Annotated in this window: 17 protein-coding genes and 1 pseudogene; 10 read left to right on the top strand and 8 right to left on the bottom strand. The window is 67.9% G+C overall.

What is annotated here, in order from left to right:
• The first annotated feature begins 84 nt into the window (after positions 1 to 84).
• The 3 genes and pseudogenes from trmB to ACSVDM_RS16525 form a co-directional block, all read left to right on the top strand.
• Complete coding sequence (gene trmB, locus ACSVDM_RS16535) at positions 85 to 828, top strand: tRNA (guanosine(46)-N7)-methyltransferase TrmB (protein WP_243749826.1); 744 nt, start codon at positions 85 to 87, stop codon at positions 826 to 828.
• Complete coding sequence (locus ACSVDM_RS16530; RefSeq protein WP_067497765.1) at positions 825 to 1,547, top strand: NYN domain-containing protein; 723 nt, start codon at positions 825 to 827, stop codon at positions 1,545 to 1,547. The genes trmB and ACSVDM_RS16530 overlap by 4 nt, the downstream gene beginning before the upstream one ends.
• A pseudogene (locus tag ACSVDM_RS16525) lies at positions 1,548 to 4,094 on the top strand (MMPL family transporter); the annotation flags it as partial.
• A gap of 2,078 nt (positions 4,095 to 6,172) precedes the next feature.
• Here the strand turns inward: ACSVDM_RS16525 and ACSVDM_RS16520 are convergent.
• From ACSVDM_RS16520 to ACSVDM_RS16500, 5 genes are all read right to left on the bottom strand, one after another.
• On the bottom strand, positions 6,173 to 7,864 hold the full coding sequence (locus ACSVDM_RS16520) for a DUF2339 domain-containing protein (RefSeq protein WP_439265958.1): 1,692 nt from the start codon (positions 7,862 to 7,864) through the stop codon (positions 6,173 to 6,175).
• A gap of 638 nt (positions 7,865 to 8,502) precedes the next feature.
• A complete protein-coding gene (locus tag ACSVDM_RS16515) occupies positions 8,503 to 9,186 on the bottom strand; it encodes a DUF1707 SHOCT-like domain-containing protein (RefSeq protein WP_084457505.1) in 684 nt (227 codons plus the stop codon).
• A gap of 60 nt (positions 9,187 to 9,246) precedes the next feature.
• Positions 9,247 to 9,897 carry a response regulator gene (locus ACSVDM_RS16510; protein WP_067643539.1) on the bottom strand — a complete coding sequence of 217 codons (651 nt, stop codon included), beginning with the start codon at positions 9,895 to 9,897 and terminating at the stop codon, positions 9,247 to 9,249.
• 8 nt (positions 9,898 to 9,905) lie between these two features.
• On the bottom strand, positions 9,906 to 11,087 hold the full coding sequence (gene macS / locus ACSVDM_RS16505) for a MacS family sensor histidine kinase (RefSeq protein ID WP_439265955.1): 1,182 nt from the start codon (positions 11,085 to 11,087) through the stop codon (positions 9,906 to 9,908).
• Complete coding sequence (locus tag ACSVDM_RS16500; RefSeq protein ID WP_067643536.1) at positions 11,068 to 12,306, bottom strand: AI-2E family transporter; 1,239 nt, start codon at positions 12,304 to 12,306, stop codon at positions 11,068 to 11,070. Before ACSVDM_RS16500 ends, macS begins: the two co-directional genes overlap by 20 nt.
• Positions 12,307 to 12,378: 72 nt before the next feature.
• On the opposite strand from ACSVDM_RS16500, the gene ACSVDM_RS16495 reads away from it, so the two are divergent.
• Positions 12,379 to 13,899, top strand: coding sequence for an adenylate/guanylate cyclase domain-containing protein (locus ACSVDM_RS16495; protein WP_357150781.1), 1,521 nt, complete (start codon positions 12,379 to 12,381; stop codon positions 13,897 to 13,899).
• A gap of 4 nt (positions 13,900 to 13,903) precedes the next feature.
• Entirely contained in the window at positions 13,904 to 14,986 is a 1,083-nt protein-coding gene (locus tag ACSVDM_RS16490) for a lysylphosphatidylglycerol synthase transmembrane domain-containing protein (protein WP_439265952.1), read from the top strand.
• Here ACSVDM_RS16490 and ACSVDM_RS16485 read toward each other — a convergent pair.
• Together ACSVDM_RS16485 and ACSVDM_RS16480 are read right to left on the bottom strand one after the other, a co-directional pair.
• Positions 14,983 to 15,339, bottom strand: coding sequence for a DUF3054 domain-containing protein (locus tag ACSVDM_RS16485; protein ID WP_439265950.1), 357 nt, complete (start codon positions 15,337 to 15,339; stop codon positions 14,983 to 14,985). The genes ACSVDM_RS16490 and ACSVDM_RS16485 overlap by 4 nt on opposite strands.
• 25 nt (positions 15,340 to 15,364) lie before the next feature.
• Positions 15,365 to 16,951, bottom strand: coding sequence for an NTF2-like N-terminal transpeptidase domain-containing protein (locus ACSVDM_RS16480; protein ID WP_439265948.1), 1,587 nt, complete (start codon positions 16,949 to 16,951; stop codon positions 15,365 to 15,367).
• 479 nt (positions 16,952 to 17,430) lie between these two features.
• On the opposite strand from ACSVDM_RS16480, the gene ACSVDM_RS16475 reads away from it, so the two are divergent.
• Positions 17,431 to 17,997 carry a hypothetical protein gene (locus ACSVDM_RS16475; protein ID WP_067497800.1) on the top strand — a complete coding sequence of 189 codons (567 nt, stop codon included), beginning with the start codon at positions 17,431 to 17,433 and terminating at the stop codon, positions 17,995 to 17,997.
• A gap of 83 nt (positions 17,998 to 18,080) precedes the next feature.
• On the top strand, positions 18,081 to 18,533 hold the full coding sequence (gene aroQ, locus ACSVDM_RS16470; protein ID WP_439265945.1) for a type II 3-dehydroquinate dehydratase: 453 nt from the start codon (positions 18,081 to 18,083) through the stop codon (positions 18,531 to 18,533).
• On the opposite strand, the gene ACSVDM_RS16465 is transcribed toward aroQ, so the two are convergent.
• Positions 18,530 to 18,976 carry a nitroreductase/quinone reductase family protein gene (locus ACSVDM_RS16465; protein WP_439265943.1) on the bottom strand — a complete coding sequence of 149 codons (447 nt, stop codon included), beginning with the start codon at positions 18,974 to 18,976 and terminating at the stop codon, positions 18,530 to 18,532. The genes aroQ and ACSVDM_RS16465 overlap by 4 nt on opposite strands.
• A 132-nt stretch (positions 18,977 to 19,108) precedes the next feature.
• On the opposite strand from ACSVDM_RS16465, the gene ACSVDM_RS16460 reads away from it, so the two are divergent.
• From ACSVDM_RS16460 to ACSVDM_RS16450, 3 genes are read left to right on the top strand one after another with little or no spacing between them, the layout of a single operon-like run.
• Complete coding sequence (locus ACSVDM_RS16460; RefSeq protein ID WP_357150683.1) at positions 19,109 to 20,029, top strand: ABC transporter ATP-binding protein; 921 nt, start codon at positions 19,109 to 19,111, stop codon at positions 20,027 to 20,029.
• Positions 20,026 to 20,865: an ABC transporter permease gene (locus ACSVDM_RS16455; RefSeq protein ID WP_439265941.1), complete on the top strand. Its 840-nt coding sequence runs from the start codon at positions 20,026 to 20,028 to the stop codon at positions 20,863 to 20,865. Before ACSVDM_RS16460 ends, ACSVDM_RS16455 begins: the two co-directional genes overlap by 4 nt.
• Complete coding sequence (locus ACSVDM_RS16450; protein ID WP_067643518.1) at positions 20,855 to 21,091, top strand: helix-turn-helix transcriptional regulator; 237 nt, start codon at positions 20,855 to 20,857, stop codon at positions 21,089 to 21,091. The genes ACSVDM_RS16455 and ACSVDM_RS16450 overlap by 11 nt, the downstream gene beginning before the upstream one ends.
• Positions 21,092 to 21,135: the final 44 nt, after the last annotated feature.

Here is a 21,135-nt window from a genome sequence, read left to right as displayed (position 1 = left end):
GACGTGAACGACGCCGCCAACCACCCTGTCGAGTCGGTTCCCGGGCCGCCGTCCACTGCCCCGGAGCACCTGAAGCTCTCGGAGATGCCGAACGAAGCGGGCCGCCGCTCGACCACCGGCTCCCGGCTCTACCCCCGCGTGACGAGCTTCCGCTCGCGCCGAGGGGCATTGACGCCCAACCAGCAGGCCTCCTGGGAACGCACCTGGCCGGTGATCGGCCGGGACGTGTCCAACGAGCCCATCGACGCCGACGCCTGGTTCGGGCGCAGCGCGCCGCTGGTCATCGAGATCGGTTGCGGAACCGGCACCGCCACGGCCGCCATGGCCAAGGCCGAGCCGCACCTGAACCTCATCGGCATCGAGGTCTACAAACCGGGCCTTGCCCAGCTGGTGCAGCAGGTGGAACGCGAGGAGATCGGCAATATCCGGTTGCTGCGCGGTGACGCCGTCGACGTGCTGGAGAACATGGTTGCCCCGGAGTCGCTGACCGGTGTGCGCGTGTTCTTCCCCGACCCGTGGCCCAAGGCCCGCCACCACAAGCGCCGGCTGCTGCAGGCGCCGACCTTCGCGCTGATCGCGAGCAGGCTGAAGCCCGGCGGGGTGCTGCACGTGGCGACCGACCACGCCGACTACGCCGAACACATTCTCGAAGTAGGCTCACAGGAACCGCTGCTCACCGGCCTGAACGACACCACAGGTGGCGACAGCGCGGCCAACCGCGACACCGCGCCGATCGGTTTCGACCGGCCGGTCACCAAGTTCGAGGGCAAAGGCCTGCGTGCCGGAAGCGTCATCAACGAGTTCATATGGGGGAAGATCGAGAGATGAGCGTGAGTGAGATCGCCCCCGAGATGCCGGAACTCGACCAGTCAGGTGCCGGCGCCGAGGCGTTGAGCGGTTCCGGGCCCGATGTCCGGCGCGTCCTGCTCGTCTGGGACGCGCCGAACCTCGACATGGGACTCGGCGCCATCCTCGGTGGACGTCCCACGGCCGCTTATCGTCCCCGCTTCGACGCGCTCGGCCGCTGGCTGCTCGCCAGGACCGCCGAGCTGTCGGTGGGTTCCAAAACCCGCATCGAAGCCGAAGCAACCGTTTTCACCAACATCGCCCCCGGCACCGCCGACGTGGTCCGACCCTGGGTCGAGGCATTACGCAATGTGGGTTTCGCGGTCTTCGCCAAGCCGAAGATCGACGAGGACTCCGACGTCGACGCCGACATGCTCGCCCACATCGCCATGCGGGCCCGGCACGGCGGACTGGCCGGAATCATGGTCGCCTCCGCCGACGGTCAAGCCTTCCGCGAACCGTTGGAAGCCATCGCCGCCAAGGGAACCCCAGCTCAGGTACTCGGATTCCGTGAGCACGCGAGTTGGGCTGTCACTTCCGATACTCTCGAGTTCGTCGACCTCGAGGACATCCCGGGAGTATTCCGGGAACCGCTACCGCGGGTGAGCCTCGATTCGCTGCCCGACGAGGGCGCATGGTTGCAGCCCTTCCGGCCGCTTTCTGCGCTACTCACATCTCGCCCTGGTCAAGGAGTCGCTTAAGTGTTCACCCGCTGGGGCGATCTGGTCTATCGGTTCCGATTCGCCGTCATCGGTGTGGTCGGGGCCGCGTTGTTGGCGCTGGGCGCCTACGGCATGGGCCTCGGCCCGCGCCTGACGCAGAGCGGCTGGTTCGACCCCGGCTCGGAGTCGGTGCAAGGCGCGGAGATCGCCGACCAGTCCTTCGGCCGCGACCACATGGCGGATGTCATCGTCATGTACAACGCCCCCGAGGGCAAAACGATCGACGACCCGGAGTTCCGGCAGAAGGCCGTGGACAGCCTCAGCAAGGCTGTCGCCGATCACCCCGACCACATCGACAAGATCAACGGCACCTATTGGAAGGTGGGCGATGCGCCCGCGGTGCCGTCGGCATTCGGGTCCAAGGACAAGAAGCACGCATTCGCCTCGATAGCCATCATCGGTGACAACGACACCACCGTCATGGCCAACTATCGCGCTGTTCAGGGCGCCTTCGACATTCCCGGCGTCGATGTCGAAGTCTCGGGTTTGCAGCCACTCGGCGTCACCCTGACCGACACGCTCGACCACGACTCCAAACGCATGGAGCTGCTGGCCTTTCCGGCGGTGGCGGTGCTGCTGTTCTTCGTCTTCGGCGGCATCGTCGCCGCCGCCCTGCCCCTGATCATCGGGGGTCTGACGATCATCGGCGCGAACGGCCTCGTCATGGGGTTGACCAACTTCACCGAGGTCAACATCTTCGTCGGTGGCGTCGTATCGATGATCGGTCTCGGTCTGGCGATCGACTACGGACTCTTCATAGTCAGCCGGTTCCGAGAAGAGCTGGCCGAGGGGTACGACACGGCTGCCGCCGTTCGAAGATCGGTGATGACCGCCGGTCGAACCGTTGTCTTCTCCGCGACCATGATCATCGCCAGCCTCGGCGGCATCCTGATCTTCCCGCAGGGCTTCCTGCGGTCGGTCGCGTACGGCACGATCGCCGCCGTCTCGCTGGCCGCGCTCACCGCGATCACGATCCTGCCCGCGATGCTCGGCATTCTCGGTCCTCGCGTGGACATGCTCGGGCTCAAGCGATTCCGCAAGACCAAGACCGCCGACCAGATCGAGAACGGTTTCTGGGGCAACACGACCCGCTGGGTCATGCGGCACCCGCTCAAGATCGCCATTCCGATCACTGTCGGCCTGCTGCTGCTGATCATCCCGGTCAAAGACCTGGCATTCGGCGGCATCAACGAGAAGTACCTTCCGCCGGACAACTCGACCCGTCTCGCGCTCGAGCACTTCTACGAGGTCTTCCCGCAGAAGAAGACCGACCCGATTCAGCTGGTCTTCGTCTCGGACAACACCACCGCGATCGGCAAGGTGTGGAAGGAAGCCAACCAAGCGCCCGGGCTGGTCGGCCCGTTCGAGGTCCCGGTCAAATCTCCCACTGACGCAACGGTTTTCCGCACCTCCGCCACCCTCGTGGATCCCACGGGCAGCGCCGAGCAGACGATCGACTACATCCGCGCGATCGAGGTGCCGGACGGCGTCACGATGTATGTCACGGGTCAGCCAGCGCTGATGGCCGACAGCATCGACACATTGCTGGACCTGATGCCGTGGATGATCTTGCTCGTGCTGGTCGCCACGACCGTACTGATGTTCCTGACGTTCGGCTCACTGGTACTGCCGTTGAAGGCCGCCTTGATGAGCGCGCTCGGTCTCGGATCAACGCTCGGCATCCTGACTTGGATCTTTGTCGACGGTCACGGCGCAGGTCTGCTGAACTTCACGCCTCAGCCGATCAGCGCGCCGGTCTTGATGCTGATCATCGCGATCATCTACGGCCTGTCGACGGACTACGAGGTCTTCCTGCTGTCGCGCATGGTGGAGGCGCGTGCGCAGGGGGCATCCACCACGGAGGCCGTGCGGATCGGAACCGCGCAAACCGGTCGGATCATCACCGCCGCCGCGCTGATTCTCCTCGTGGTGACCGGCGCCTTCGCCTTCTCCGACATGGTGATGATGCAGTACATCGCCTACGGAATGATCGCCGCGCTGTTCCTCGACGCCACCGTTCTGCGCATGCTGCTCGTCCCCGCGATCATGAAACTGCTCGGCGACGACTGCTGGTGGGCGCCGAAGTGGATGAAGCGGATCCAGGAGAAGATCGGCCTGGGCGAACCCATCCTCGATGACGAGCGTCCACAGAAGGGCACCGTCGTCGACCTGGTGAAGACCACCCCGATCACCGACCCGCCGACCATGCAGATGGTCTCCGTCCCCGACGCCAAACTGGCCAAGACACCGCGTCGTCCGCGCACGGTGGCCGAGATCGAGGCCGAGGCGCCCACTCAGCGCATCGACAAGATCACCGAGTCCGCCGAACCGGCCCGGCCGCGCAAGCCGATGTCGCCGGATCCCACGCGGCCGCGCGCGTCGATGCTTTCGGGTGAGCCGACGCGGGTGCTGCCGGTTGTGCAGCCCGGTTCGGCGAAGCCTGTCGGCGCCGATGACGAGCCGACGCAGATGCTGCCTGCTGTGCAGCCGGATTCACCCGCCCCTGAGCCGGGCAGCGAAAATCGCTCTGGCCGTGGGGATTCGGGCATGCCTATGGGATCGCCCAAAGACGGATCGAACCATGGGGATACGGCCGCCCCCGGGGAGCCGACCGCGTTCCGATCGGGACGTGAGGAAACAGGCGCTACTGGGGACCCGGCCGCGTTCCGATCGGAACATGGGGAAACAGGCGCCACTGGGGACCCGACCGCGTTCCGATCGGGACGTGGGGATACAGGCGCTTCCGGGAAGTCGACTGCGATCCGGCCGGATCATGGTGCGGTCGCGCCCGGGGATCCGGCAGCTGGAAACCGTTCCGACCACCAGGTTTTCGGCGCAGGTTCCGGAACCCCTGCCCCCGGCTCGAATGCCGGAGATGATCAGAGGTACATGAGCTCGACACCCGTCGATTCAGCCGCGGAGAACCATTCGGGCCGTGCGGAATTCGGTGTCGACGGTGTGATCGGCGGTTCCGGACCGGCCGATGTGGCAGGCCCCGTCGATGGTGTGATCGGCGGTCTCGACCTGCCCGATTCCCGGGGCAACGAGCCCGCGCCGCGCGGTTCGGAGCGGGTCAAGCCACCTGCGGGATACAGCCCGACGACGCCTCGTATCTCGACGCCTGGCACGCCTGTCGGTGGTGAATTCCCCGGGGACACACCGGAATCCCGACCGAGCATCGTCACGCCCGCTCGGCCGAGCACCGATACGCCGCGCCCGGTGACGCCGTCGCCGAGCATCGTGAACACTCCGCCCCCGGTGACGCCTCCGTCGGGCATCGTGAACACGCCGCCTCCAGTGACGCCACCGCCCAGCATCGTGCACCCGCCGACGCCGCGTCCGGTGTCGCGTCCTTCCGACTTCCCGGCGGGTGGAACCTTCAACGGGTTCACTCCGCTCCCGCGAACCGGCGAGGACGAGTCGGGTCGCGCATCGCAGGATGCACCGGAACCGCAGGCACCCGCCGCTGACCGGAGCAGCCGACCCGCTACGAAAGATGCTGCGCGCGAACCGGACTCACGTCCGCAGGGTTTCGTTCCGCCCAAACCCGACCTGACCGCGACTCCCGGTGCCCACCGCGCGGATGCGCAGCAGGCCGCCGAGCCGGCGGCCGATCTTCCGGAATTCCCGGACCTCCCGATGCGCCGCCCCGCGCCCGACGAACGCGACGCGCAACCGCAGACCCCGGCTGCCCAGAACGTCTTCGGCACTCCGGTTCCCGTCGACCCACAGCAACTCCCGTGGACCGATGGTGTCCCGGGCGATGCGTCGACCGCGGAGGGAGCGGAACCGCCGATGTCGGCCGGTGCGTCGTCGATGTGGGCGTCGATCGACAATGCGCGGCGGTCCGCGCAAATAGGTTCCCCGGACAACGCGCAATCGACCGAGAGCCGTACGCCGCAGGACCCTGCCGCGCGGGAACAGACTGCCGCACAATCGGATACGAGCCGCACGCCGAACGTTCTGCGCCCTCAGGTCGCACCGCCCGGATTCACTCCGGTGTCTGCCGCGGAGACCACGTCGCCGGAATCGCGTCCGGCCGAGCCGGTGTCCCCCGCGGGGGACGACCCCGAAACCGCACCCTTCACCGCAGCCGACGAGGCAGGCGATCAGGGTGCCGACGGTGGTCACGCGACCGGTGAAAGTGCGCGGACGGCAGGCGGATGGCAAGCGCCTCCCGGATTCACGCCGATCCCGAATTCCGATGCGGCAGAGCCGTCTTCACCGCCCGCCCCGGATACGAACGGCGCCGCCTCCTCGGAAAACGGCTCGACGGCGACTCCCGAGGACGACCCCCAGGCGGACACCCGCACGGAGATCGAGAACTGGATGGCGCAACTGCGGTCCTCCCGCCGCGGCAGCACTCCGGTCGACGAGGGCCGCCACCACGGCGACGACGGCCGCACGGTGAGCGTCAACGAACTCCTCCGCCGCCGCAACGACGAGACTCCGTAAGCCCCCTCCGACAAGAACTCCGGCCACGGCCCCTCCGGGATCACCGTGGCCGGAGTCGTCTCCTCAGCACATCCTCATGGTCCGACGCCGACTGGCTCGCTGGATGATCTCGCGTGGTTGGGAGCGCGGTAGGGGTGGGTTCGACGGGGTCAGGGCTTCGAATCGGTGTGGTCGGGGATGGCGAAGGCTTGGGCGTAGCGGGTGCCGGTGAGGAGTAGGAGGGTGCCGACTGCGAGGAAGGCCGCGACGCGGATGAGGCCGGAGAGGGTGGCCAGGTCGAAGAGGAAGAGTTTGGCGAGGGCCGCCGCGACCACCAGGAGGCCGGAGGCCAGGCACACTTTGGCGACGGCGGGGGCGGTGCGGAGGTTGCGCAGGCCGACGAAGAGGGCAGTGGTCGAGGCTGCCATCCAGATGATGGTCGCGATGCTGTGGCCGATGAGGAAACCCTGTGTGCCACTGAGGGTCACACCCGTCGAAACCGTCGCCACCAGGACGAAGTACAGGCTGGCGAGGCTGACGGCGACCCATGTTCCGGTGATGAGCGCGTCGCTCCCGCCGGGCAGTCGCCGCACGGCCCAGGCGACCATCGCGGCGGTGCCGAGGCCGAGCAGTGCGGCGAGCACTGTTGCACCGTCGAGGTGTCGGATCGCGAGGCTTTGTGCCGCAAGGGTTTCCGGGTCGGCGATCGCGAAGAGCACCAGTCCGCCGAGCAGGGCGAAGGCAACACCGAGAACTGCGCAAACCCGGTTTCGGCCGACTGCGGCGACACCGAGGAACGCGAGCGCGACCGTGAACAGCGCGGTCGGCAGGAAATGCGGATTGCCGCCGGTCGCCGTGACGCAGGTGTGCAGCAGCGCAACCGCACCGGTGAGCGCCGAGACCAGAGCCATGTGACGTGGGATGTTCAGCCGTGCGGCCATTTCCGGTCGCAATGCGGTCGCGGCCACCGCGAGGAGCACGCTGGCCAGCACGCCGGTGATGGACGCGGAGACCGCTCGGTCGAACAGCGGTGCCGCGGCGAGCACCGGCAGTGCGGTGAGGGCAATGGTCACACTGGCGGTGATGTCCCCGGCGCGACGCCGCACCGTCAGCAGAGCGCCGACGATTCCGACCACCGCGCCCGCGATCGCCGCCATCAGCAACCCTTGCCGCTGCGCTGCCTCCTCCCCGGCAATTCCCGCCTCGAAGCCGCTGACGGCGATCAACCCGAGCGCGGCCAGTACCACCGGCAGGGTGCGTGCCACCTGCAGCACCGGCCAGTCCCGCCGCAGCTGCACCGGCACCCCGGCCGCCTGCAACACCACGAGAAACGCGAGCAGCATCAACTCGCTCGCCACGGCGGGCGACAACACCGCCGCCCCGACCACAACCCCCACCGCCAACGGCTGCGACTGCCACCGCATCGCCAACCCGAGCCCCACCAACGCCACGATCAACGCCACCGCGAGCCCGACCCCACCCGGCACCCAGCGGTAAAAGCCGGTCACCGCGGCAACATCCAGATACAGTCCCGCGATACCGGTGGAAACCAACGCCAATCCACCGACCCGCCCACCGGCCCGCCCCATCACCCGGCAGCCCACCCCGACCAATGCCACCGAAAACACCCCGCCCGCAACAACTCTCGCCACCGGCCCGAAGAACCCCGCCTGAGCCGCCAACACCAACAACATCAACACCCCGATCAAGGTGACCCCAGCACCAGCCACCGCCAGCACCCGCGCGATCACCCCCTCCCGCTGCCACCACGCAACCCGAGGCTCCCCACCCGGCCTCACCGGCCCGACACCCGGCCCCCGACCGCCACGCCCACCGATCGGAGCACCGTACGGCGCCTGCATATACGTCCCCGCTCCCGATGCGTAATCCGGCACGGAGCCTCGCACGGCAGTCCCCGGCGCAGGAGATCCGCCCGGCACCGGCGGCACCGCGAACCCGGGCTCGCCCGGAACGGGCACTGCGGATCCGGATGTCGCCGGACCGGCCGAAGTAGATCCGGGCACCGATTCAGGCGGCCTGAGTCCGGCCACAGACCCACCCGAGCTCGCCTGACCGTGCGTCGGGAAACCTCCGGCCGCGTACTCCCGCACTCCTTGCCCTTGTCCGATCGGGTACCCACTCGTCGCGCCCCGCACAGCACCATCGCCGGAACCTGTAGCCGACCGAACGTCACCACGAACCGCGCCACCACGAGCCGCAGCCAGACGAGCCTGCGCGAGCAACCACCCGGCGGACTCCTGTCCAGTCGGCACTCGCCCACCGGTTTGCGTACCGACCGACTGCCCAGGCCGGCTCAACTGTTCACGCAGAACACCCAGATCCGCACCGACCCGACCCAACCGCGTCCCGAGGGTCGTCAATTCATCCGACAGGCGTGCGACCAGCGCAGGATCGATGGCGTTCATGAACCCATCGTCCGCGTACCCCGGTCGCCGGGCATGAGTAGAACCACCCGGGTGGGGTGGTTCTTCCTACCTGATCATTGGCCGAGGAAGCGGCGCCATTGCACCATCAGGGGGTACTTGGCGGTGACGGAGCCGAACCGGACGCGGCCGTGGACCACCAGGTGCAGTGGGCCGATGGGTGGGCCGGTGCGGACGCGGTTGTTGGCGCTGGAGCCGATGAGGGTGAGGCCGTTGAGGTCGACGGTCGCGGCGGCGGGGACGAGCAGGGTGAGGCTTGTGCAGTAGTCGTCGACCTGGATCTCGACGACCTGGGTCTGCATCACGGCCGAGGTGAAGTCGAGGGTCACCCCGGACATCAGGCCGTTGAGGTGCAGCCTCGGCGGCACCTGCCACGGCCCGCGCCGCTGCACGCTGGACAGCCTGCTGCGGATGACGGCCGGATTGGTGCCGCCCGGAACCGGGGTGTGCCGGGGTTTGGGCATGGCGGCCGGTTGCGGCGCACCCGCGACTCGCATGCCGGGCAGGTCGACGAGGACGGCGTTCAGTTCGCCGCGCGTCTTGGCCGCGAGCGCGGTGTCCATCCGTTCGGTGAACTCGCCCAGCGACAGCATGCCGAGGCCGACGGCGCGCTGTAGCAGCTGGCCGACGTGTTCGCGTTCGGAATCGGAGACGCGCAGGTCGCGGTCGCCGACCGGGCCCGCCGTCGGCGTGCCGGGGACGAAGGCGCTGGGAGCGAAGAGGGAATCGGGACCACCCATGTTTCGAGGCTAGCCAGGAACACCGACCAGCGCATCAGGGCAAACCCCCAATTCCGTGTCCTACTCGAGGCCCTGTTCGATGGCGTACCGGGTGAGTTCCACCCGGTTGGCGAGCTGAAGTTTGCGCAGCGTGGCCTGCACGTGGTTCTCGACGGTGCGATGCGAGAGGTTGAGCCGCGCGGCGATCTGCTTGGCGGAGAGCCCTTTGGCGACCATCCGCAGCACCTCGGTCTCGCGTTCGGTCAGCGACGGCCGGTGTGGTTGATCGGGTTCGGCGGGTGCGGTGGCCATGCGCCGGTATTCGCCGAGCACCACTCCAGCCAGCCCGGGCGTGAACACCGGCTGACCGGCGGCGGTGGCGCGCACCGCGTCGATGAGTTCGGCGGCCGACGCGCTCTTCACCAGATACCCGCTGGCCCCGGCTTTGATCGCCTCGAGCACATCGTCGCGTTCGTCCGATGCGGAGAGCACCAGCACCCGGCTGTGTGGCGATACGCGCAGCACTTCGGCGGTGGCGGTCGCCCCGTTGCCGTCGGTGAGTTGCATGTCCATCAGCACCACGTCGGGTTGCACGGCGGCGGCGCGGCGGGTGGCGGTGCCGACCCCGTCGGCGGTGGCGGCCACGGTGAACCCGGCCTCGGTGAGGTCGCGTGACACGCCCTCGCGCCACATCGGATGGTCGTCGACCACCATCACGCTGATGTCGCCCATCGCTGCTCCTAGCTCGCTCGGTGCGCCGCGTGGCGCGGGATCCGGAATTCCCATTCGGTGCCGAAGTCCTCGCTCAGCAGTTCGGCGGTGCCACCGAGCGCCGAGATGCGCCCGACGATCGAGCGCGAAACACCCATCCGCCCTTCGGCAGCCGCTTCGGCCAGCCTGCCCGGTGCGATGCCGACACCGTCGTCGCGCACGCTCACCACCAGCATGTCACCGGTGTCCTCCAGCAGGACATAGGCTTTCGCCGCCGCGCCGGCATGCAATTCGACATTCGACAGCGCCGTCGCCACCGCAGCCGAGATCTCCTGGGCGACAAGCCTTCCGACGAGCACCGGGTCGCCGGGTGTGGCCACCGAAACCTTCGGTGTGGCGTGTGCCGTGAGCAACGGCCGCAGGTCGACCTCGGCCGCACCGGAATCCGCCCGGTCACCCTGTTCGGAGAGCAACACCCGAAGCGCCACCTCCTGCTCACCCGCCCGCTGCGCTAGTTCGCTTGCCGCCCCGCCTATCTCGCCGCCGCGTCGTTTGATGTAGGCGAGCACCTGCAGCACTCCGTCGTGCACTTCACGCGCCAAGCGCTCGCGTTCCTGCGCGGCGGCGGTGATCCGCAGCGCCCGTTCGAGCTGCCCCTGCGCACGCCGCGCCGTATTGGCCGCCAATCCGAGCGCCAACCCCACCGACACCAGCACGGGCGCGGTCGCATCACCCCACACGTCCTGACCCCACTGGTCACGCACGGTCACCACAACGGCCGACATCACAAGCCCCGCAACGACTCCCGCGACGGGTCCACGCAGAATCGCCATCGAGATCACCGAGTTGGCGATCCACAGCGTGGTCGGCAGGGTCTGATGCCCGTGATACCAGTCGTAGTCGGCGACGAGCCGGGTGGAGGCGATCAGCAGCACCGTCACCACCTGGTCGCCGACGACGACCCACCCGCGAATCCGGCTGGTGGCCTCGGGGAAGTACCACTGCGACAACAGCAAGGCCGAGGTACCCGACCAGATCGCCATCAGCGCGATCAGCACCCAGCTCAGCCGTGGATGCTGGTAATAGGGCACCGACGCGATCTGCTGGCCGATCGCGTACAGCAACGTGACCAGCCGGAATGCCTGGGCGGCCCGCCACAGGGGCGCGGTCGCCGCGTCGGCCGAGCTCAGCTCAGCTGTGTGGGTCCGCATCGCCGGACTCGTCTGTCGCCTTGCGCAACCGCGCGGTCACGTCGAATCGGCCCGGCTCGGGTTTGTCGGGTTCGGCGTCGAACAGGCCGCCGTCCCTGGCACCGGCGAGCTCGCCGTACGCCTCGTCGGGAGTGTCCGCCAGCAGATAGCGAATCGCGGTGTTGCCCACCGCGATCAGCGGCACGGCCAGCAGCGCGCCCGCGATCCCGCCGACGACAAGGCCCGCGGTGATCGCCAGCACCACCGCCAGCGGATGGATGCTCACGGCGCGCCCGAGCAGCAACGGTTGCAGCACATGCCCTTCCAGCTGCATCACCGCGATGATGATGCCGAGCACGATCAACGCGGTGACGAAACCCTTGGTGACCAGCGCGATGAACACCGCGACGAACCCGGCCACGACCGCGCCGATGATCGGGATGAACGCGCTGATGAACACCAGCGACGCCAACGGCAGCGCCAGCGGAACGTGCAGAATCGCCAGCCCCGCCCCGATACCGATCGCGTCGACACCGGCAACGACCACGGTGGCCCGCACGAAACCGACGAGTGTGCCGAAACCGAGTTCGCCTGCGGTGCGGACCTTTTCGCGATGCGCGGTGGGCACCACCCGGGTGATGAAGTTCCAGATCTGATCGCCGCCGTAGAGGAAGAAGATCAGGATGAACAGGATCAGGAACGCGCCGGTGAGGATGTGACCGATGGTCGTGGCGGTGGTGAGCGCGCCGCTGGTGAGGCTTTCGCGGTTGTCCTGGATGGTGCGCACGATGGTGTCGCCCGCACTGCGGATCTGCTGGTCGCTCAGGTGCGCGGGCCCGTTGATGAGCCAGTCCTGCACCTTGTGCACGCTGTTGGTGACCTCGTTGGACAACGCGGGCACACCGTCGACGAACTGTTCGACGACGAAGGTCATGATCCCGGCGAGCAACCCGATCGAGCCGATCAGCGCCACCGACACGCCGATCGCGCGCGGAATCCCCACCCGCTGCATCCAGTCGACCAGCGGCGCGAGCAGCGCGGCCGCCAGCAGCGCGATGGCCAGCGGGATAACGACCGTCGCGAACTTCTGCACGATCATCCCGAGCGCGATCAGCGCCGCGAAGATGATCAGCAACCGCCAGCACCACGCGGCCGTTTTACGGACCAGCGGATGTACTGCCTCTGCGTCGGAACGCCACGGCGTGGACGCGGGCCCGGAATCCGGCTTCTGGACGGTCACCCGAGAGAGCCTATCGGTCGCAACGCTAGATTGGTTGTCGTGTCGGCGCCTCTGGAAGCGGTCAAACAGACCATGCGAACGCGCTGGCCGCTGTATCTGACCTCGGTACTGCTGGCCAATGCCTTCGGCGCGGTGCTGGTCTGGGCGTTCATCCAGTACGGCCTGCCGGTTCCCGAGGGTCATCAGGGTGGCGTGCGCGAAGCGGGTCTGCTCGCTCCGCTCGTCGTGTTCGGTGCCGCCGCGGTGCTCAGCATCATCGCCGCCGCCATCATGTTGCGCCCGGTGATGCGCTGGCAGATGCGCGGTGGTCCGCCGAGCAGGCGCGAACAGATGGCGGCGCTGCACGTGCCGTTGCGGCAGTCGATCGTGCACCTGGTCCTGTGGATCATCGGCGGCGCCATCCTCGCCGCGCTGATCATCGCCGAATCGCCGGAGCTGGCCGGCGCGGTGATCGTCACCGAATGTATGGCCGCCACCATCGTGTTCGGCTTCACCTACATGCTCGGCGAACGCATTCTGCGCCCGGTCGCGGCCGAGGCGCTCACCGAGGGCACCTTCGACCACACCCTCACCCCCGGCGTCGGCACACGCATGGCGATGACCTGGGGAATGGGCACCTTCGCGCCGACCATCGCGATCGTGCTGCTGTGCGTCACCCAGATCTCCTCGGACGTGAAGTTCTCGGCGAAGTCGCTTGCCATCTCCATCCTGCTGCTGTGCGGCGTGGTGATCCTGCAGGCGCTCGCGCTGTCGATGCTCACCGGATCGTCCATCTCCGACCCTGTCCGCCAGCTGTCCCAAGCCATCAACAGGGTGCAGGCGGGCGCGCGTGACGTGCAGGTGGAGGTCTACGACGGCAGCGAGATCGGCCTGCTGCAGGTCGGTTTCAACCGGATGATGGAAGAGGCAGCCAAACGCCGCAAGCTGCAGGAACTGTTCGGTCAGCACGTCGGTGAGGAAGTCGCGCAGCGCGCGCTGGACTACGGGACCGAACTCGGCGGTGAGACCCGCTTCGTCGCGGTGCTTTTCGTCGACATGGTCGGGTCGACCGCGGCCGCGGCCGAACGTCCGCCCACCGAGGTGGTGAGCCTGCTCAACGAGTTCTTCCGGGTGGTCGTCGACGTGATCGACCGCCACCACGGCTTCGTCAACAAGTTCGTCGGCGACGCCGCCCTCGCCATCTTCGGCGCACCGCTCGACCGCCCCGACGCGCCGACCGCCGCCCTGGCCGCTGCCCGTGAGCTGCGTGAAGCGCTGCGGGAAGTGACCACTCTCGACGTCGGCATCGGCGTGTCGGCGGGGCTGGCCGTCGCGGGCAATATCGGCGCGGCGAATCGTTTCGAATACACCGTGATCGGCGACCCCGTCAACGAGGCGTCGCGACTCACCGAACTGGCCAAAGAGCACCCCGGCCGCGTTCTCGCTTCGGGTAGCGCGCTGTACTTCGCCTCGGAAAGCGAGCAAGACCATTGGGAGACCGGCGACGAGGTCCAGCTGCGTGGCAGACGCAGAAAAACCCGCCTGGCCTGGCCGAAACCGGTGGCGGCCACGCCCGGCGTGGACCAGGGAGAACAGTCGCGTTCGCTAGGCTGACATGGTGACGGCCGACGGCGACCTAGCAGGCGATCCCGCCGCGCATCCCGTCGCGCGCCGAGGAAACCGTTTTCGCTGGGTGAAGTGGGTACTCGGCGCGATCCTGCTCGCGCTGCTGGTCGGCGAGGGCGTGTACCTGTGGCCCCGGCTGCACGAATCGTGGCGCACGCTCACCGAGATCCACTGGGGCTGGGTGCTGCTGTGCGTGTTCGCCCAGGCCGTGTCCATGAGCGGGTTCGGGCGGGTGCAGAAGCAACTGCTGCACGCGGGCGGGGTCGACGTGAGCCAGGGCAAGTCGGTGTCGGTGGTGTACGGCGCCACCGCCATGTCGCTGACCCTGCCCGCGGGCCAGGTGTTCTCCACCGCCTTCACCTACCGCCAGACCCGGCGCTGGGGTGCGAGCCCGATCGTGGCGTCGTGGCAGCTGGTGTTCTCCGGCGTGGTCGCCGCCGCCGGGCTCGCGCTGCTCGGTATCGCGGGCGCTGCCCTCGTCGGCCAGGGCATCGGCGTGAAACTCATCGCCACCCTGGTGCTGCTGGGTGCGGTGCTGGTGGCGGGCTCCTATCTGGCCAGGCATCCGGGCACGCTCGAGGCGATGCTGCGCAAGGTGCTGGCGCTGGTCAACCGATTACGGAAGAAGCCCGCCGACCACGGCATCCCCGAGCTGGCCGAGATCCGGGCGCAACTGGAATCGGTCGACCTGGGCAAACGTGACGGCGCGCTGGTAGGGGTGTGGGCGCTGGTGCACCGGTTCGCCGACGTGGCCTGTCTCGGTGCGGCGTGTTACGCGGTGGGTGCCGATCCCAAGCTGTCCGGCCTGCTCATCGCGTTCGCCGCAGGCAAGGCGGTGGGTTCGATTCCCTTCGCGCCCGGCGGCATCGTCTACGTGGACGCCACCTTGATCTACGGTCTCACCGCCGGTGCGGGCCTGCCCGCCGCGCAGGCGGTCGCCGCCGCGTTCGTGTACCGGTTCGTGAGTTTCATCCTGGTCGCGATCGTCGGCTGGATCGTCTTCGCGTTCCTGTTCCGCACCAAGCAGGCCGACGACGAGGAATACGAGGCCGAGTTCAAGCAGCGCCGGATCTAGCGCAGCGCGCGCACAGCCGCCCGCCACCCGAGCAGGAACAGCGCGAGCACCGAGGCCGCCACGATCATGAAGCTCACCGCGGTCCCCTGCCCACTCACAGCCCGCAACACCATCCCACCGACGAGCGTCGACCCCCAGATCACCACCCCACTCGGCCACAGCGCCGCCGGATCGAACCGCCTCCCCCGTGCGACGGCCCAAGCGACCCCCCACCCGACGAGAAGCCCGACCGCGAACGGCCACACCGTCTTCACCAGCCCGGCAAGCACATCCTCGTCATGACTACGCCGCCCGATCGCACAAAAAACGATCACGAGCAGGGCGTCGACAGCAGCAGGCGCGAATCTCTTCACACTCAGCAGACTAGTTGTGCGCTTCTCAAGCGTCCGGGGTGGCCAGGGACTTCAGGAGGACCGCGGCCAGGCGGGAGGTGGCGTCGCCGCTGTCGACATCGGCGATGTGGACCGCGAACGCCAGGTCGCCCATCGTGGCGAGCAGCCAGCCGTCGGATCCGCCGGTCGCGGCGAACGCGGTGACGTCGCGGAACCCACGCAGCGCGGCGGTTTCCGGTTTGTTGATGCCCTCGTGCATCATCGCGCGCAACCGGTCGACGGCGGGTTGGGGCAGGGCCGGGATCGGGTTGTCGACCTTGCCCGGCTTGCCCGCCTCGATCATCGGCGCGGCCACCTCGCCGCGTGCGATGGCGGCGGCGGCGAGCGCCATGCCGAACGGGCTGGCCAGCACCGCATCGGATCCGGCGCCCTGACGCACCTGTTCGGTGCTGCGTCCGGGTGCGGCGATCCGTCCCGTGACCTCGTCGAGCCCGGCCACCTTGAAGTCGACACCCACGCCGAGCGCGGCGGCGGCCTCCGCGGCTTCCTGCACCGAAACATCCTGTGGTGCTTTGTTCTTCGTCGCGGCGGCGACCGCGCGGAACAGTTCCATCGTGCCGCCCGCCGGGAACAGCCCGGTGAACGCGATGGGCCCCTTCTCGGTGGCGTAACTGTTCTGCGCCACCGCGACGACCGCACCGGTCGACGGCTGGATCGCCACCACCGAGGCAGGCGTGCCGACGCTGACCACCGCGTCCTCGGCGGCCCGCTGCAGGCGCTGGTCCATGGTCGCGGCGATGTCGGGACCGGCGGGGCCCTGGTATCCGGCCACCTGGTTGACGAACCGTCCGTCGGCCTCGAAGATCTGCACGCCCCAGCCGGCCGTGGCCTCCAGGCTGGCCTTCCACACCTCGCGCAGCGAGTCGAGCATCGGCGACCAGGTGCGGCGGTCGGCGGAGATCAGCTTGGGCTGCTTTTCCATCACCACGCCCGGCACCTTGGCCATCCTCGGCTCGAGAATGGCGAAATCACCCTCGCGCAGATTCACCGCGACCACCGGCTTGCCCTGCGAGGCAGCGAGCTGCTCCATCAGGTAGGGCCCGGTGATGAGCGGGGCGACGGGTTCGATGGCCTCGGCCAGTGCGTTGGTTGAGGCGACGAGGTCGCCGGTGCGGGCTGGGTCGATCTTGATGACATTGATGATCTGTTCGGTCATCAGCGGCTCGCCCGCCAGGTCGACCACGCGCGGCGGCGGCTTGGCCGTGGTTCGCACGAGCTTCACGGTGCGGTTGTTCGCCAGCTGCGGCATCACCACGGCGGGGTCCCAGCTGATCCGCCAGCCGATGGCGAGCTTGCGAACGGTGCCCTGCAGCGTGTAGCTCCAGTCCTTGTTCTCGCCGAAGTTCCAGGCCACGTCCATGCTGAAAATGGCCGACTGCGCGTCGAGGTCGATGACCTGGGTCTTCTCGTAGTCGACGGTGCCCGACTGTAGCCCCTCGAACATTTGCTTGATGGTTGCCGAAGCGGCGGCCGGGTAGGAGGTCAGGTCGGCGGCTTTGGTGTAGTCCTGTTTGTCGAGCAGGTCGGTGAACCGCTGGACCACGGTCTCGGACTCACTCGTCTTCCCACCCACGCCGCACGAGCACAGTGCCATGGCGAGGGTCGCAACCCCCGCGATCGCCATTGCGCCCCGGACGCGAAAGCGGCGGGATCCCCACACATCCATATCGCCCACTCTTCACTCTTGCCACTCCGGTAACAAAACAACCGTACCGGAAGTTGACCCGTCTCCGATGCCCCGGTAAACGGGACGCTATCCGACCTCAGCACATCGATTGTGCCCGAACTCCGACCCCGTGAGGGGGTGATTTCGAACCTCGCCCTGCCAGTGGCAACAACTGGCGCGCTTACCGTACCGGCAGGCCCGCACACTTGTGAGTATCTCGCATCGTCTGGCGATTCACAGCGAGGGTACCCATCGGCACCGACAACCAATCGCGCGCCACCGGCCATCCGATTTCGCGTTCACCCACGGCACAATCGCACACCCGAATTTCGGCGTAATCTTGTAATCACTGCAGCACATGCACTCTCCGACAGCAGGTGATCATCATGCGCAACGCCCATCGCGAACGCGGATTCGGCCGTCCCGGCGGCTGGCAACAGGCCGACCTCCCCGATGCGGCCGATGCCGCCGACTGGTTCGCCGGGCGATTGCCCGCCGACTGGTTCACCGGCCCGCCCGAACTCGAGATCGACCGCGACGAGATCGTCGTCGTCGGCGAACTCCCCGATCCCGGCGACGCGGACGCACCCGCCTCGGCGGCGACCCGCGAGGGCGCGCTCGCCCGCTTCCGCGAGTCGACCCGCCCGGCACGCATGCGCATCGCCGACGAGGCTCAGCGCCGCTACGGGCGGAGTGTCGCCTGGGGCGTTCGGGTGAACGGTGAACGAATCCTGTTCACCCACTTGGCTGTTCCCGTGATGACGCGCCTGCGTCAGCCCGAACGCCAGGTGCTCGACACCCTGATCGACGCGGGCGTCGCCCGTTCCCGCGCCGACGCGCTGGCCTGGACGGTGAAACTGGCGGGCAAGCACGCCGAGAGCTGGTTGGCCGAATTGCGCGAAGCCATGCGCAAAGTGGACGACCTACGCGCGGAAGGCCCTACCGGCCTCTGAGTTCGGCGGCCCCGGCACACGGAACGGTCGACCCGACGACGGTGCGACGACCCGAGGCCGGGGCCGCGGGTTAGGCTCGACGCATGGAGACGTCCGTGCAGGCCACCGGTCCGATTCTCGTACTGAACGGGCCGAACCTGAACATGCTCGGCACCCGTCAACCACAGATCTACGGTTCGGACACCCTCGACGACGTGGTCGCCCTCTGCGAGCGCACGGCGGCCCGCTTCGGGCGCGAGGTGGTGGCGTTCCAGTCCAATCACGAAGGCGCCCTGATCGATCGGATCCATCAGGCGCGCGGCGTCGAGTCGGCCATCGTCGTGAATCCCGGTGGCCTCACCCATACTTCGGTCGCCCTGCGCGATGCCCTGGTGATCCCGGAGGTGCCGATCGTCGAGGTGCACATCAGCAATGTGCATGCCCGCGAGGAGTTCCGGCACCACTCCTTCGTCTCCCCCATCGCCACCGCCGTCATCGCCGGACTCGGCATCCAGGGTTACGCGGCGGCGATCGAGTTCCTGAGTACGCGGATCTAGGCCAGGCGGAAGACGGGGAATCCCGGCGCGATCGCGGCGAGTTCCTCGTCGGTCGAATCCTTGCCGACGCCCTCGAAGAAGGCGCCGACCTCCCAGCCGAATTTCTTCAGATAGAGGCGCAGTACCGGCACCTTGTCCGCATCGGGAACCTCGGTGGCCGCGAAGGTTTCGGCCTTGCGACCCAGTCGCAGTTCACCCCCACCCGCGACGCGCAGATTGCGCACCCACTGGGTGTGGCCGCGCGGTGCGACCAGATAACGCGTGCCGTCGGCGTCGGTGAGCACGTTCACCATGGTGGTGCGCCATTCGCCGCTGGTGCGGCCGCGCACGGCGAGCAGCCGCGAACCCATGATGCTGATGCCGAGTCTCGGCAGCCAATTGACGACTCCGAGCAGTGTCGCCTCGATACCCGAGGGAGCCAGGTAGCGACTCGCGTTCTCCATGCCCCAAGCATGTCAGCCATCGATCAGGAGGGAGCATCGAGATCCGATTTGCCCGATTTCGCGAAAGCATTGCCACGATCAGATGTAGTACATATGCTACATATCATCGAAGGTCGATGACTGGGAGGAATCATGGCTTCGAGTAACGGCGTCGTTCTCGACGTCCAGCGGTTGCGGATGCGCTACGACGAGGCGGACGTGCTGCACGATGTGACATTTCAGGCCACGCGCGGGGAGGTGCTCGTCATGCTCGGGCCGAACGGCGCGGGCAAAACCACCACGATCGAGATCCTCGAGGGGTTCCGCAGGAGGTCGGCCGGTCGGGTCGATGTGCTGGGGGCCGATCCCGAACACGGTGACGAACACTGGCGCGCCAGGGTGGGGGTGGTGTTGCAGTCCTGGCGCGACCACGCGAAATGGCGTGTGCGCGAACTACTTCAGCACCTCGGCACCTACTACCGCCCCTACGCCACGGCGAATATCCAACGGCCTTGGGACACAGACGAGCTCATCGAACTCGTCGGCCTCACCGAGCAGGCGGGCGCGAAGATCGCCACCCTCTCGGGCGGGCAGCGGCGCAGGCTCGATGTGGCCATCGGCATCGTCGGCAGGCCCGAACTGCTGTTCATGGACGAGCCCACCGCCGGTTTCGACCCGGCCGCGCGCCGCGATTTCCACGATCTGGTGCACCGGCTAGCCGATCTGGAGAACACCACCGTCCTGCTCACCACCCACGATCTGGACGAGGCGGAGAAGCTGGCCGACCGCATCCTGATCCTGGCCGGTGGGCGGGTGATCGCCGACGGCTCACCCGACGCGCTGGCCCGCTCGATCGCGGGGGAAGCGCAGGTGAGCTGGACCGTCGACGATCAGCGGTTCGTGCACACCACCACCGAGTCCACCAAGTTCGTGCACGAGCTGTTCACCCAGCACGGCACCGACATCGCCGACCTCGAGGTGCGCCGCGCCTCGCTGGAAGACACCTATATGACCCTGGTCCGGCGCGCCGAGTCCGGCGAGACCGTCCACGCCCTCACGGAGGTGACCCGATGAACACCGCTCTGCGCGCCGGCTTCGCCCGCGGCCTGATCGAACTGCGACAGGTCTACACCAACGCACCCGATCTGATCGGCCAATTCCTCACCCCGGCAATCACTCTCGGCGTGCTGTTCCTGCTGCGCGACCGCGACTACGGCGACAGCGGGCTCGGTATCGCCGAGCTGGCGGTACCCGGCCTGCTCGGCAGCATCATCGCCTTCAACGGGATGTACGCCATCCTCAATGTGCTGGTGCTCGACCGCGAGGACGGCACGCTGCTGCGGGCCAAAGCGGTGCCCAAGGGCATGGTCGGCTACTTCGTCGGCAAAATCGTGAGCACCACGGGGGCGGTGGTAGCGCAGGTGGTTATCGTGCTCGGTGTGGGAATGGCGATCATCGGCGGCTCGTCGCTGAGCGGACCCGGCGCGGTGGCGACCTTCGCGTGGGTGCTCGCGCTCGGCCTGCTGGCCGTGCTGCCGATCGGCGCCATCCTCGGCAGCGTACTCGACACCAGGACGGCCTTCCTGCTGACCATCCCGCTGATGGGCCTGATCGCCATCTCCGGCGTCTTCTACCCGATCACGGCGCTGCCCGGCTGGTTGCAGGTGCTCGGCCAGCTGTTCCCGATGTACTGGCTCGCCCTCGGCATGCGCTCGGCGCTGTTGCCGGGCGAGGCCGTCGGCATCGAACTCGACCAGTCCTGGCGGCATCTGGAAATGGTTGGGGTTCTTGGTATCTGGGCTGTCGCCGGCCTGACCCTCGCACCCCTCGTGCTGCGGCGGATGGCCCAGCACGAATCGGGTGCCACCATGGCGACGCGACGGGAAAAGGCGATGCAGCGTGCCTTCTGAGGTCATCTACAACCGCATCGCGATGTTGCGCGCCGAGCGTGGCATCTCCCGGCGGGACCTCGCCGAAGCACTCGGCGTGCACTACCAGACCATCGGCTACCTCGAACGCGGCGAGTACAGCCCGAGCCTGCACCTGGCGCTGCGCATCGCGGCCTATTTCGAGGTAGCCGTGGAGGTGGTGTTCTCCACCGAGCCGTTCCCCCGGCTCGGCACCGGAACGGCCTAGAACGAGCGAACCGTCCGACCGCACGTCGGACGGTTTCGCTACTG

The sequence above is a fragment of the Nocardia sp. JW2 genome, assembly GCF_051843015.1.
GTDB lineage: Bacteria > Actinomycetota > Actinomycetes > Mycobacteriales > Mycobacteriaceae > Nocardia > Nocardia coubleae.
This window is presented reverse-complemented; position numbering and strand designations above follow the sequence as displayed.

Excerpts from the sequence above, each read along its gene's own strand:
- ACSVDM_RS16495 (WP_357150781.1), top strand. The coding sequence starts at position 12,379 with ATGCGAACGCGCTGGCCGCTGTATCTGACCTCGGTACTGCTGGCCAAT.
- aroQ (WP_439265945.1), top strand. The coding sequence starts at position 18,081 with ATGGAGACGTCCGTGCAGGCCACCGGTCCGATTCTCGTACTGAACGGG.
- ACSVDM_RS16455 (WP_439265941.1), top strand. The coding sequence starts at position 20,026 with ATGAACACCGCTCTGCGCGCCGGCTTCGCCCGCGGCCTGATCGAACTG.
- ACSVDM_RS16510 (WP_067643539.1), bottom strand. The coding sequence starts at position 9,897 with ATGGGCGACATCAGCGTGATGGTGGTCGACGACCATCCGATGTGGCGC.
- ACSVDM_RS16520 (WP_439265958.1), bottom strand. The coding sequence starts at position 7,864 with ATGCAGGCGCCGTACGGTGCTCCGATCGGTGGGCGTGGCGGTCGGGGG.
- ACSVDM_RS16460 (WP_357150683.1), top strand. The coding sequence starts at position 19,109 with ATGGCTTCGAGTAACGGCGTCGTTCTCGACGTCCAGCGGTTGCGGATG.
- trmB (WP_243749826.1), top strand. The coding sequence starts at position 85 with ATGCCGAACGAAGCGGGCCGCCGCTCGACCACCGGCTCCCGGCTCTAC.
- ACSVDM_RS16465 (WP_439265943.1), bottom strand. The coding sequence starts at position 18,976 with ATGGAGAACGCGAGTCGCTACCTGGCTCCCTCGGGTATCGAGGCGACA.
- macS (WP_439265955.1), bottom strand. The coding sequence starts at position 11,087 with ATGCGGACCCACACAGCTGAGCTGAGCTCGGCCGACGCGGCGACCGCG.
- ACSVDM_RS16515 (WP_084457505.1), bottom strand. The coding sequence starts at position 9,186 with ATGGGTGGTCCCGATTCCCTCTTCGCTCCCAGCGCCTTCGTCCCCGGC.
- ACSVDM_RS16475 (WP_067497800.1), top strand. The coding sequence starts at position 17,431 with ATGCGCAACGCCCATCGCGAACGCGGATTCGGCCGTCCCGGCGGCTGG.
- ACSVDM_RS16530 (WP_067497765.1), top strand. The coding sequence starts at position 825 with ATGAGCGTGAGTGAGATCGCCCCCGAGATGCCGGAACTCGACCAGTCA.